This is a genomic window from Pseudomonas sp. BNK-7 (genome assembly GCF_048072025.1).
GTDB classification, from domain to species: domain Bacteria; phylum Pseudomonadota; class Gammaproteobacteria; order Pseudomonadales; family Pseudomonadaceae; genus Aquipseudomonas; species Aquipseudomonas danubii.
Genome location: NZ_CP182252.1, coordinates 5,320,619 through 5,333,552 on the forward strand (window position 1 = coordinate 5,320,619; position 12,934 = coordinate 5,333,552).

Here is a 12,934-nt window from a genome sequence, read left to right on the forward strand (position 1 = left end):
GACGACACGGACGTGGGCAGCATCTATTTGATTCGACATGGCCAAGCCTCTTTCGGTGCAGACGACTACGACGTGCTGTCTGCCACCGGCGTGCGCCAGGCTGCAGTGCTCGGTGAGCATCTGGCGGCGCTGGGCATCAGCTTTGATCGCTGCCTGTCCGGCGACCTGCGGCGCCAGCAGCACACCGCGCAGGCCGCGATGGAACAGATGAACGCCGCCGGGTTTGACCACCCGCCATTGGAAATCGATTCAGCCTTCAACGAGTTCGACGCCGATGCCATTATCCGCGCCCTGCTCCCCGACCTGTTGCCCCAGGAACCCGAAGCCCTGAACATCCTGCGCAACGCCGCGCAGAACCGCGCCGAGTTCCAACGCATCTTCGCCCTGATCATCCAGCGCTGGCTGGCCGGCACCTACGATCCTCCCGGGCTGGAAAGCTGGCTGGGCTTCGTCGAGCGGGTCCAGGGCGGCCTGCAGCGGATTCTCGAAGCCGCGGACAACCAGCACAAGATTGCCGTATTCACCTCCGGCGGCACCATCACCGCCCTGCTCCACCTGATCACCCGGATACCTGCCCAGCAGGCGTTCGAACTGAATTGGCAAATCGTCAACACCTCGCTCAACCAGCTGAAGTTCCGCGGGCGCGAGGTGTCTTTGGCTTCCTTCAACGGTCATGCCCATCTGCAACTGTTGAAGGCTCCGGAGCTCATCACTTTCCGTTGAGCCCGGCTTACTGTGACCCTTGCTGTAACCACCCATAAAAGGATCGAACCATGACCTCCGTAGCTGACGCCGTACAAGCCATGCAAGCCAAGTTCAACCCAGCTGCCGCTGCCGGCCTGGACCTGGTTTTCGGTTTCCGCATCGATGATTCCAAGCACTTCTCGCTGGTCGTCAAGGACAGCACCTGTGAACTCAAGGAAGGCGAAAACCCAGACGCCCAAGTCACCCTGGTGATGGACGGCGAAACCCTGGACGGCATCGTCAGCGGCGAAACCGACGGCATGCAAGCCTTCATGGGCGGCAAACTGCGCGCCGAAGGCGACATGATGCTGGCCATGAAGCTGAGCGAGCTGTTCCCAGCCTAAGACCCCGCAAGGTCCGGCTGTAGACAAATCCCGCCCCCGTGGCGGGATTTGTCGTTTCTGCACCACGCAACGCCTCTAGCCCGCCGCTTTGCCCTGGATCAATACCACTGGGCAGCTCAGTCTTCCGGCCGCACGCTTGATTGATCTCGGTCAGTTTGTGCCTCGCCCCCCCCCTCTACTCTTGCGCCTCCATTGCGGCCAGGGACGGCACAGCCGGAGCCCTTTGCCACACCGCTATCACTCACGGAAGAGTCTGCTTATGCGATCACTGAAGATCATCCTGCTGTCCACCGCCTTCAACGGCCTGACCCAACGCGCCTGGCTCGACCTGCGCCAGGCCGGGCACCGCCCCAGCGTGGTGCTGTTCACCGGTGAAGAAGAGGTCTGCCGGCAGATCGAAGAGGCCGAGGCCGACCTGGTGATCTGCCCGTTCCTCAAGGACCGGGTACCGCAGCAGCTGTGGAGCAACGCCAAGCGTCCGGTGGTGATCATTCACCCAGGCATCGTCGGCGACCGTGGTGCCAGCGCCCTGGACTGGGCCATCAGCAAGGAGCTCAAGCGCTGGGGCGTCACCGCGTTGCAGGCGGTGGAAGAAATGGACGCCGGGCCAATCTGGTCGACCCACGAATTCAACCTGCCCGCCGGCCTGCGCAAGTCCGAGCTGTACAACGGCCTGGTCAGCGACGCCGCCATCCATTGCATCCGCGATGTGGTGGAAAAATTCCGCAACGGCTTTACCCCGGTCCCTCTGGACTACGACAACCCCGCAGTGCTTGGCCGCCTGCAACCGAACATGAAGCAGTGCGACCGCACCTTCAGCTGGCACGACAGCGCGCAGTTCATCAAGCGCAGCATCGACGCCGCTGACGGCCAGCCCGGCGTCCTCGCCAGCCTCGCCGGCGGTCAGTACTACGTGTACGACGCTCACCTGGACTCGCGCACCGGCATGCCCGGGCAACTGCTGGCGGTGCATGACGATGCGGTGCTGGTGGCCTGCGGCGACCACAGCCTGTGGATCGGCGCCCTGCGCCTCAAGCCCCAGCCCGGCGAAGAAACCTTCAAGCGCCCGGCCCGACACGTACTCGGCGAACGCCTGGCCGATGTACCGGTGCTGGACTGGTCGGTCTCCAGCAGCCCGTTCAGCACCGAGTCCTACCAGCCGATTCGCTACCGCGAGTCCGGCCGAGTCGGTGAGCTGACCTTCGAGTTCTACAACGGCGCCATGAGCACTGAGCAATGCCAGCGCCTGGTCAGCGCCCTGCGCTGGGCCAAGGCCCGAGACACCCAGGTGCTGCTGGTACGCGGCGGCCGCGGCGCCTTCAGCAACGGCGTGCACCTGAATGTGATCCAGGCCGCCGAAGTGCCGGGCCTGGAAGCCTGGGCCAACATCCAGGCCATCGACGACGTCTGCCTGGAACTGCTCAGCGCCCGCCAACTGGTGGTCAGCGGCCTGACCGGCAATGCCGGCGCTGGCGGCCTGATGCTGGCCCTGGCCGCGGACGTGGTCCTGGCCCGCGCCGACACCGTGTACAACCCGCACTACAAGAGCATGGGCCTGTACGGCTCCGAGTACTGGACCTACAGCCTGCCCCGCGCCGTCGGCCAGGCCATGGCCAAGCAACTGACCGAAGCCTGCCTGCCCATCAGCGCCCTCCAGGCCCTGCAGATGGGCATGGTCCAGGAGATCGGCCCGCGCTGCCCGGACGAGTTCGGCCTGTGGCTGCTGCAACGGGCCAACGGCGTACTCACCGACCCGCGCTACCAGCACCTGCGCCAGCGCAAGCTGGACGCCGACCCACAGTTGATGCAGCACTGCCGCAACGCCGAGCTGGAAGAGATGCACATGGACATGGTGCAAAACCGCAAGGGCTTCGCCGAGAAGTGCAGCAACTTCGTCTACAAGCGCAAGACCTGCTGCACACCGGAGCGGCTGATCGAAGCCTGGGCCAAGCCCCAGGACATCGCCCTGGTGGGTTGATCCAAAGCCTCCCCTTGCGCAACCGTCGCCCGGCTCGCCGGGCGACGCCTTCAGCCTCGTGGCTGTAACAGCAGCGCCACCAGCGCCGTCCACCCCGTCTGATGGGACGCCCCCAGCCCACGCCCGGTTTCACCATGAAAATATTCATGGAACAGCACCAGCTCGCGGTCCTCGGCCTCTACCTGCAACTGCGGATAGCCGCTCATGGACGGCCTGCGCCCTTCCTCGTCCAGCAGAAACAATCGCGTCAGGCGCTGGCTCAAGCCGTCGGCCACTTCCTCCAGGGACGCCAGATACCCCGAACCCCGCGGGTACTCCACCGAAAAGTTGACGTCGTAGTAGCGATGAAACTCACGCAGGGATTCGATCAGCAGGTAGTTGATCGGCATCCACAGCGGCCCGCGCCAGTTGGAGTTGCCGCCGTACAGCCGTGAATCGGACTCCGCCGGTACATAGCGGGCGCACAGTTGCTTGCCATCCACCTGCATGGCGAACGGCTGCTCGAAGGCCTTGGACAGGGAGCGGATGCCGAAGTCCGAGAGGAACTCGCTTTCATCGAGCATGCGCTTGAGCAGGTCCTTGGTGCGCTCGCCGCGCAACAGCGCCAGGAGCATGCGGTTGCCCTTGCCCGGTTCGTACCAGCGCGACACCAGGCTCGCCAGGTCCGGCCGGTGATGCAAGAAGCCCAGCAGGCGCTGGGCCAGCCCCGGCAGGTTCTGGTGCTCGTGCTGCTCCAGCACCTGCACCGCGAACAGCGGCATCAAGCCAACGATGGAGCGCAGGCGCAGGGGTTCGTTCTGCCCATCGGGACGGTGCAGCACGTCGTAGAAAAACTGGTCCTGTTCGTCCCACAGCCCCTCGGCGCTTTGATCCACGCGGTTGATGGCCCCGGCGATATAAAGGAAGTGCTCGAAGAACTTCACCGCAATGTCCACGTACACGCCATTGCGCTTGGCCAGCTCCAGGGCGATGCGCATCAGGTCCAGGGCGTAGGCCGCGACCCAGGCCGTACCGTCGGCCTGATCCAGGGTGAAACCATCAGGCAACGGCGCGGAACGATCGAACAGGGCGATATTGTCCAGGCCGAGAAAACCACCCTGGAACAGGTTGCGGCCCTCGGCGTCCTTGCGGTTGACCCACCAGGAAAAATTCAGCAGCAGCTTGTGGAAGATACGTTCGAGAAAGTCCAGGTCGCCCACGCCAGTCAGGGCCTTTTCCTGCTGATAGACCCGCCAGCAGGCCCAGGCGTGCACCGGCGGGTTGGCATCATCGAAGCGCCACTCGTAGGCCGGCAGCTGGCCGTTGGGGTGCATGAACCGATCCTTGACCAGCAACAGCAGTTGCTGCTTGGCAAAGCCGGGGTCGATCAGGGCGAAGGCCACCGCCTGGAAGCCCAGGTCCCAGGAGGCATACCAGGGGTATTCCCAGGTATCGGGCATGGAAACGATGTCGCAGTTGGACAGATGGCGCCAATGAGTATTGCGCAAGTGCTTGCGCTCGCTGGGGGGCGCCGGCTGCCCGGGATCGCCGTCCAGCCACCGGTTGACGTCGAAGTCATACAGTTGCTTGGACCACAGCAACCCGGCCAGGGCCTGACGCTGCACATTGCGCGCGTCCGCGCTTTCAATGCCCTGCTGCAGCGCCGCGTAGAACTCATCGGCCTCGCGCCGCCGCTGCTCGAACAGGTTGCGGGCGCTGACCGGTTCACTGCCGGCCGGGGCAAAGCGCAGGAACAGCCGCTTGCTCTCGCCGCCCGCCAGCTCCAGGACGAAATGCGCCGCCACCCGGGTGCCGCCATCGAAGGCCACCGCGCTGGCTTGCCCGTCCACCAGATAGTCGTTGATGCCGTCCTTGAACGGCCCCGGCGTCGCCAGCCCGTCCAGCTTGGGGAAGTTGCTGTCGTTGTTGCAGAACAGCCACTGGCAAGGCTCGGCGCCCCAGGCGGTGACCTGCCGCTCGGGCAGTTGCCCGTGCCGCGCCAGCACCCTGTCGCCCTCCAGGCGCAGGCTCGGTCGCGGCTCGTCGCCACCCCAACTCCAGGTGTTGCGCGCCCAGACCTGAGGCAGCACCCGCAGCCGCGCCGGCTGGTGGAAACGGTTGTGCACGGTGACGAGCATGAAAATGTCATCGGCCCTGTGCTTGGCGTACTCCACCGTCACATCAAAGTAACGGTTGTCCTCGAACACCCCGGTATCGAGGATCTCGTACTCGGCATCCTTCAGGCCGCGACGGGCGTTTTCCGCCACCAGGTCGGCATAGGGAAAGGCCGCCTGGGGGTACTTGTAGAGCATGCGCATGTAGGCATGGCTGGGCACGCCGTCGAGGTAGAAGTACAGCTCCTTGACGTCCTCGCCGTGGTTGCCCTCGGCATTGTCCAGGCCGAACAGACGCTCCTTGAGAATGCTGTCGTGCTCGTTCCACAACGCCAGCCCCAGGCACCAGTGCTGGGCCTTGTCGGAAAACCCCGCCAGCCCGTCCTCGCCCCAGCGGTAGGCGCGGCTACGGGCATGCTCGTGGGGGAAGTAGCTCCAGGCATCGCCATCGGCGCTGTAGTCCTCGCGCACCGTGCCCCACTGCCGCTCACTCAGGTACGGGCCCCACTGGCGCCAGTGCTCGGCCTCGCTGCCTTGCAGGCGCTGGCCTTCAAGGGTGTCGAGAAGGCGGGGTGCAGACTTTGCCGGCATGGGAGGTGTCCTTGGCCACGAAGATGAGTTGCAGTGTAGGAGCGAGCGGTCCCCCTGCCCCGTGACAAATGTTTCACGGTGCAAACGTCCACGGCGACGAAAACCCCGCGCAAAGCCCGCTCCAGAGCCTGTGCGGTTAAATTTTCCGCCCCTGGCTCGTTATAATCGGCAACCCTTTTATGGCCATGCGGATTCGATGATGTTCAGTTGCAAAGCGTTTTACCCCAGCCTGTTACTGATGGCAGCCTGTTCGGCCCAGGCCACCGGCCTTGACCTGAGCTACCCGCAGCCTCCGTTGCCGGCCACCGCCCAGGCCCCGGCACCGGAGAGCGACACGCCGAAGCTCAAGTTGCAGTTCAAGCCGGCCATCAGCTACGAGCACCACTGCAGCGGCCAGTGCACCTACGAAACCAATATCGACCAGCTGCACGAACGCGAAACCCGCCACAGCGCAAGCGTCGGCTTCGACTGAGCCCCGCCATTGAACCTGCGGCACGCTTGATCCACACTCGCGCTCCTGAGTCCTACAGCAAACTCAGAAAGTCCTGTCCTGCCAGTGCCTTGTCCCGTTCTGGAGTGCATGCCTATAGTCCCGGGTCGTCCTGATGACGAACGGGTTTGGCGACCCGATGACCGTGTGCGAGAGCCCTGTGCTTGTTTGCAGGGCTTTTCGCATCCGTAACGCTGCCTATATGGCGGCTGTACGCGGGAGACCTTCGGGTCTGCCGGCTCCCCGGTCCCGGTTCGCCAACCTGCGTACAGCTGCCACCTTTCGTTTGGCGACGATCCAGTGGCGCTCTCAACCGACCGAGGCGTTACTTATGAACAGATACATGCCGATCACCGGCCACGACTGCACCATTCCTTCCCTGCTGATCGATACCCAGGCCCCTGCCGATGTGCTGTACGAAGCAGCCGCCTATCGCATCCGCGCCGTCACTCAACTGCTGGAAAACTTCGCTACCCGCCCCGACATCCCCGGCGATGCGGTGGTGCTGCAAGAGCTGGCGCTGATCTGCGCCATCCCGCTGCGCGATGGCTGCGATGTGCTGGATGTGCTGGGCCGCCAGCTGCAAGCGCAGACCCGCTGAACCGGTAGGAGCGGGCTTGCCGGCGAAGAGGAGCGGGAGCCATGTGTAGACCTTTCGGCCCCCTTCGCAGGCAAGCCCGCTCCCACAGAACGTCTCGATTGGGTGAGGCCGCATTCCAATCAGGCCGAGCAATACGCCGCCGCAGTGCTCACAAAAACGCAACACCACGCTGCGTCCTTTGTGATGGTTGGGCTAAGGTTCAAGCGCTACAGTCGGGTCATCAGCAACCCGACTGACGCCCGACACAAGGATGCGTTCGATGACTGATTTGCACGATCTATCCACCGCCCAGTTGCTGGCGCAGTTCGCCAGCCGCCAGCTCTCGCCCCTGGACTACTACGACCATCTGCTGGCCCATATCGGGCGCTGGGAGCCGCATATCCGGGCGCTCTATGCCTTCGATCCGGAGCAGGTACGCCTGCTGGCCCGGGCCGCCACCGAGCGCTGGAACAAGGGCGCCCCCAACGGCCCGCTGGACGGGATTCCAGTGACGATCAAGGAACTGATCGCCACCCAAGGCACGCCGATTCCCCTGGGCAGCGCGGCCACCGCCCTGAAGCCGGCCCTGCAGGATGCGCCACCGGCCGCGCGGATGCGTGAGGCCGGGGCGATCATCCTGGCCAAGACCACGGTGCCGGATTTCGGCATGTTGTCTTCGGGGCTGTCGAGCTTCCACGGCATTACCCGCAATCCCTGGAACACTGCCTGCAATACCGGTGGCTCCAGTTCCGGGGCCGCGGCCGCAGCGGCCGCCGGTTACGGGCCGCTGCACATCGGCACCGACATCGGCGGCTCGGTGCGCCTGCCGGCCGCCTGGTGCGCTCTGGTGGGGTTCAAGCCGACCCTGGGGCGGATTCCCATCGATCCGTATTACACCGGGCGTTGCGCCGGGCCCATGACCCGCAGTGTCGAGGACACGGTGCTGCTGATGCGCTACCTGGCCAAGCCCGACGCCCGCGATGCCACCAGCCTGCCGCCCTTGACCGGCGACTGGAGCGATGAACCGGTGTCGGTCAACGGCCTGAAGATCGGCCTGATGCTGGAGCCCGGCGCCGGGCTGCAGCCGGAAGGTTTTGTCTGTGAGGCGGTGGAGCGTGCTGCGAAATGGTTCGAAAGCCACGGCGCCCAGGTGCGCACCCTGGCGCCGATCATGGATCGCGCGCAACTGGACGGCCTGGACCGCTTCTGGCGCGCCCGGCAATGGGCGGAACTCTCGGCCCTGGGCGCCGAGCAGTTTGCCAAGGTGCTGCCCTATATCCGCGACTGGGCGGCGCCGGGGGCCGAGCTGTCCGGGGTCGAGGCGGTGCAGGGCTTCAACCAGACCTTCGAGATGCGCCGCCGCGCCGCCCAGGTGTTCAGCGAGTTCGACCTGGTGCTGTCGCCGACCAACCAGGTCAACAGTTTTCCCGCGCAGTGGCCGTCGCCGAGCAACGACCCGCAGCAACCGTTCGAGCACATCGTCTTCACCCTGCCCTGGAACATGGGCGAACAACCGGCGCTGTCGATCAACTGCGGTTTCGCCGCCGATGGCCTGCCCATCGGCCTGCAGATGATCGCCCCGCGCTTTGCCGATCAATGGCTGCTGCAAGTGGCCAAGACCTATGAGAGCTGGCGCGGAGCAATCCACAGCTGGCCGAATCCGCCGTCTCACTGACACACCGAAACTGCCACCTTCACCCCAGCTCCGGGCCTTGCCGCCCGGGGCCTGGGCAACCTATGAATAAAAATTCGAGGGGCCAGTATGCACAGCCAAGCGTCCAATCCATCCGCCACACCCGAGCCCGAAACGCCCAACGCGGCGGGGGGCAAGCGCAGCGTGTTCGCGGTGATCCTCGGCAACGCCGTGGAGTTCTTCGATTTCGGGGTCTACGCCACCTTCGCGGTGATGATTGGCCACACCTTCTTTCCCTCCGACAGTGCCTTCGTCAGCCTGATGCTGTCGGTCACCGCCTTCGGCGTCGGCTTTATCGTGCGGCCCCTGGGGGCGGTGCTGATCGGCGCCTACGCCGACCGGGTCGGACGCAAGCCGGCGATGCTCCTGACCCTGGTGATGATGGCCGTGGGTACCGGCAGCATCGCCATCCTGCCCAGCTACGAGAGCATCGGCATCGCCGCGCCGATCCTGCTGGTAATCACCCGGCTGATCCAGGGCCTGGCCTGGGGCGGCGAGGCCGGCCCCGCCACCACCTACATCCTCGAAGCCGCGCCGCCGCACAAGCGCGGCACCTACGCCTGCTGGCAGGTGGTGGCCCAGGGCGTGGCCGCCATGGCCGCCGGCACCGTGGGCTACACCCTGACCCAGGTGCTATCGCCTGAGGACCTCAACAGCTGGGGCTGGCGCGTGCCCTTCGTGTTCGGCCTGCTGGTGCTGCCGATCGGCATCTACATCCGCCGCAACCTGGCGGAAACCTTCCACGGCCAGGGCGAAGAGGCCAGCACCGGCAGCCTGGTGCGCCAGGTGTTCGGCGAGCACCGCCGGGCCCTGGTGCTGGGGTTGCTGATTCTCTCCGGCAGCACCATCACCCAGTACTTCATCAACTACATGACCACCTTCGCCCTCACCGAGCTCAAGCTGCCCACCAGCATCTCCATGCTCTCGACCCTGGTGGCCGGCGCGGCGATGGCGGTGTGCGCAATTGCCGGCGGCATGCTCTGCGACCGTTTCGGCCGCCGCACCATCCTCATGGCGCCAAGAGTGGTGCTGTTGCTGGTGCTGTTCCCGGCCTTGCAACTGATGACCGAACACCCCAGCCCGACGACTTTCCTGCTGACCCTGGCGGTGCTCTCCGGCCTGCACGGCATGAGCGGCGCGGCGCTGATCGTGCTGCTGGTGGAGAGCTTTCCCAAGGCGGTGCGCTCCACCGGTTTCTCCATCGTCTACGCCTTTGGCGTGGCGGCCTTCGGCGGTACCGCGCAGATCATCATCACCTGGCTGATCGGCACCACCGGCAACCCGATGTCGCCAGTGGGCTACCTGTTGGTGGCCAACCTGGTGTGCCTGACCGCGGCCTGGTTCGCCAAGGAAACCCGCCCGCAATCACCCGGGCGCAGCCACCCGGGCCAACGGCTCGCAGAAGCCCGCGCCCGCTGAGCATTCGCCTCACGGCCCGACACCCTTTTACGGCACCGCGTTTTTCTCTACCCTGCCGGCCGCGCATGACCGCGGTCGGGCGGAGGACCGACGCCTTTGATTTGTGGGGAAGCACCATGCAACAGCCCGTACTGTTCACCCTGGCACTGGCGGCCAGTAGCGCCGTCATCGCCCAGGACAACCCGCGCCCGAGCCAGCAGGACCAGGCGCCGGGGTTCATCCAGGGCAGCCACCTGGACCTCAACCTGCGCCACTACTATTCCAACCAGCACACCCAGCGCGACACCTACCTGAGCATCAAGAAGCCCGACGGCATCGAACGCACCCGGGTGCGGGAAACCTGGGTACAGACCGGCATGCTCAAGTACAGCTCGGGCTACACCCAGGGGCTGATCGGCCTGGGCGTGGATGCCGCGCTGTTCAGCGCGGTGAACCTGGAGCGCGGTCATGGCCGGGTGGCCAATGGCGGCGACCGGGTGCTGGTGGACAGCGACGGCGACGCCCTGCCCACCTGGAGCCGCCTGGGCATCGGCGATGTGCGCTTGCGCCTGTCCAACACCGAGCTCAAGGCCGGGCGCCTGATGACCGACAACCCGGTGCTGCGTTTCAAGGACAACCGCGCCCTGCCCTCAAGCTTTCAGGGCGTGGGCCTGTACAGCAACGAGACCGACTGGCTGGCGCTGCAGGCCGGTAGTTTCGACCGGGCCATCCCGCGCACCGGCACCGGCAGCGAGCGCCTGACCACCACCTTCGGCAACCGCGCCTACAGCGGTGAGCGCATCAGCTACCTGGGGGCCACCGTGAAACCCGGCCCGGGCCTGGAAGGCAGCCTCTACGCCTCGCGCTTCGAGAACATGTGGGACCAGTACTACCTGGGCCTGACCCACCGCGCCGGGGACAAAAGCCAGCTGGCGCTGAAGACCGCGTTCAACTACTACCACACCCAAGACCAGGGCCAGCAGCGCCTGGGCTACATCGACAACGACGCCCTGAGCCTGGCGCTGACCGGCAGCCATCAGGCCCACAGCCTGACCCTGGCCTGGCAGCAAGTGTTCGGCAACGAGTACTTCGACTATGTCTGGGAGTCCACCGGCAACTACATGGCCAACTCCCTGTACTCGGACTACAACGGCCCCAATGAAAAGTCCTGGCAACTGCGCTACGACCTGGATTTTGCCGCCTACGGCGTGCCCGGGCTGAGCGCCAGCCTGTGGCACGCCAAGGGCTGGGACATCGATGGCACGCACTACGACGGCGATCGCAACGGCCGCAACCGCGGCTACAACGTGCGCGGCCTGGACGGCGCCAAGCACGACGAAAACGGCCTGATGCTGGCGTATGTGGTGCAATCCGGGCGGCTCAAGGATGCAGTGCTGCGCACCATCGTCTACAACCACCGCGCCAGCGGCGGGCAGATCGACGGCAGCTATGACGAGTTCCGCCTGGTGGGCAACTTTCCGTTCAAGTTGTTCTGAGAAATGGGGCGGTGCGATGGCGAGAGATCGCCAGGCAAGGTCCTGCGGACCTTGTCGCAGCCTCGCCACAGGCTCGGCAGCGGCTACAGCCACACCTGGGCGATTGTGTAGCCGCTGCCGCAGGCTGCGTACGGCTGCGCAGCAGACGCAACGATTTCAAATCCACCCGGTGGTGGTCGGCGGGTGATCGCCAGGCAAGGTCCTGCGGACCTTGTCGCAGCCTCGCCACAGGCTCGGCAGCGGCTACAGCCACACCAGGGCGATTGTGTAGCCGCTGCCGCAGGCTGCGTACGGCTGCGCAGCAGACGCAACGATTTCAAGTCCGCCCGGGTGGTCGGCGGGTGATCGCCAGGCAAGGTCCTGCGGACCTTGTCGCAGCCTCGCCACAGGCTCGGCAGCGGCTACAGCCACACCTGGGCGATCGTGTAGCCGCTGCCGCAGGCTGCGTACGGCTGCGCAGCAGACGCAACGATTTCAAGTCCGCCCGGGTGGTCGGCAGGTGATCGCCAGGCAAGGCCCTGCGGACCTTGTCGCAGCCTCGTCACGGGCTCGGCAGCGGCTACAGGGTCATGTATGCAGGACCTCAATCGACCAGGGCGTAGTGCTGCATTGCGCGGGCAAGCATTTCCTGGCATTTCAGGGTGGCCACCGACAAGGGGCGGTTGCGCACCACGCACAGGTCGACGCGGATCCGCTCAAGGGACTCGTCGTCGATCGGCACCGCCACCAGGCCATCCCCCAGGTCCCGGGCCTCGGCATCCACCTGGGGCAGGATCAGCACCGCCGCGCGCTGGCGGGCCAGGCTTTTCTGCACCTCCAGGGAACTGGTGGTGAACACCGGCAGAATGCTCACCCCGCGCTTCTTCGCCGCCCCTTCCAGGGCCTGGCGCACGCCGTAGGCCGAATCGGGAATCGCCAGGGGCTGGCCCTGCAGGTCCGCCAGGCGAATGCTCGGGCACTGGGCAAACGGGTGCTCGGCGCTGACCAGCACCCGGTGCCACAACTGGCAATGGGCGGTCACGTCCACCTCGGCCCGCTCCGGCAGGTAGAAGGCCAGGCCCAGATCGGCCTCGCCGCTGCACAGGGCATCCAGGGTGGCGCCGGCACTGGCGATGACGATGTTGAAGGTGACTTTCGGATGGGCCCGGTTGAACGCCGCAAGCACCGGCGCCAGCACGCTGGAAACGATACTTTCCGACACATGGATGCTGACGTTACCCGCTACCTGGCTCTGGCGACTGGCGATCACGTCGCGCACCTGATCGAAGCCGCGCAAGGTGGAACTGACCTGCTCGGCCAGGCACTCGCCTTCCACCGTCAGGCGGATGCCCCGCGGGCCGCGCTCGATCAGCGCAGTGCCAAAGAAGTGCTCCAACTGCTCGATCTGCCGGCTCACGGCGGTAGGCGTCACGTACAGGCGCTCGGCCGCCTGACGCAGGGAGGCACACCGGGCCACCTCGTGGAAGTAACGCAACGCTCGTAACTGCATGGCCACAGGCCCCCTCGCTGAACGGATCCAGCAGGCAC

10 protein-coding genes are annotated in these 12,934 nt (G+C 65.6%); 8 read left to right on the forward strand and 2 right to left on the reverse strand.

Annotated features, from left to right (window positions below):
- The first annotated feature begins 12 nt into the window (after window positions 1–12).
- The 3 genes from ACMGF8_RS24020 (at window position 13) to ACMGF8_RS24030 (ending at window position 3,066) form a co-directional block, all read left to right on the forward strand.
- Window positions 13–723: a histidine phosphatase family protein gene (locus ACMGF8_RS24020; RefSeq protein ID WP_102864874.1), complete on the forward strand. Its 711-nt coding sequence runs from the start codon at window positions 13–15 to the stop codon at window positions 721–723.
- A 50-nt stretch (window positions 724–773) separates the two neighbouring features.
- Window positions 774–1,088 carry an SCP2 sterol-binding domain-containing protein gene (locus ACMGF8_RS24025; RefSeq protein ID WP_011061945.1) on the forward strand — a complete coding sequence of 105 codons (315 nt, stop codon included), beginning with the start codon at window positions 774–776 and terminating at the stop codon, window positions 1,086–1,088.
- A 259-nt stretch (window positions 1,089–1,347) separates the two neighbouring features.
- Window positions 1,348–3,066 (forward strand): hydrogenase maturation protein, encoded by a 1,719-nt coding sequence (locus ACMGF8_RS24030; RefSeq protein ID WP_305949877.1) that lies wholly within the window; start codon window positions 1,348–1,350, stop codon window positions 3,064–3,066.
- A 50-nt stretch (window positions 3,067–3,116) separates the two neighbouring features.
- On the opposite strand, the gene ACMGF8_RS24035 is transcribed toward ACMGF8_RS24030, so the two are convergent.
- Window positions 3,117–5,750, reverse strand: a complete 2,634-nt coding sequence (locus ACMGF8_RS24035; RefSeq protein ID WP_416757414.1) for an MGH1-like glycoside hydrolase domain-containing protein — start codon at window positions 5,748–5,750, stop codon at window positions 3,117–3,119.
- Between the two features lie 199 nt (window positions 5,751–5,949).
- On the opposite strand from ACMGF8_RS24035, the gene ACMGF8_RS24040 reads away from it, so the two are divergent.
- From ACMGF8_RS24040 to ACMGF8_RS24060, 5 genes are all read left to right on the forward strand, one after another.
- Window positions 5,950–6,222 (forward strand): hypothetical protein, encoded by a 273-nt coding sequence (locus ACMGF8_RS24040; protein WP_416757416.1) that lies wholly within the window; start codon window positions 5,950–5,952, stop codon window positions 6,220–6,222.
- 349 nt (window positions 6,223–6,571) lie between these two features.
- The gene (locus ACMGF8_RS24045) at window positions 6,572–6,841 is read left to right on the forward strand and encodes a hypothetical protein (RefSeq protein ID WP_102864870.1); all 270 of its coding nucleotides are present in this window, start codon (window positions 6,572–6,574) and stop codon (window positions 6,839–6,841) included.
- A 259-nt stretch (window positions 6,842–7,100) separates the two neighbouring features.
- Window positions 7,101–8,495, forward strand: a complete 1,395-nt coding sequence (locus ACMGF8_RS24050) for an amidase (protein WP_305949875.1) — start codon at window positions 7,101–7,103, stop codon at window positions 8,493–8,495.
- A gap of 87 nt (window positions 8,496–8,582) precedes the next feature.
- Window positions 8,583–9,932, forward strand: a complete 1,350-nt coding sequence (locus ACMGF8_RS24055; protein ID WP_250330149.1) for a citrate-proton symporter — start codon at window positions 8,583–8,585, stop codon at window positions 9,930–9,932.
- 116 nt (window positions 9,933–10,048) lie between these two features.
- The gene (locus ACMGF8_RS24060) at window positions 10,049–11,407 is read left to right on the forward strand and encodes an OprD family outer membrane porin (RefSeq protein WP_416757419.1); all 1,359 of its coding nucleotides are present in this window, start codon (window positions 10,049–10,051) and stop codon (window positions 11,405–11,407) included.
- Between the two features lie 583 nt (window positions 11,408–11,990).
- Here ACMGF8_RS24060 and ACMGF8_RS24065 read toward each other — a convergent pair.
- Entirely contained in the window at window positions 11,991–12,896 is a 906-nt protein-coding gene (locus ACMGF8_RS24065) for a LysR family transcriptional regulator (protein WP_102864866.1), read from the reverse strand.
- Window positions 12,897–12,934: the final 38 nt, after the last annotated feature.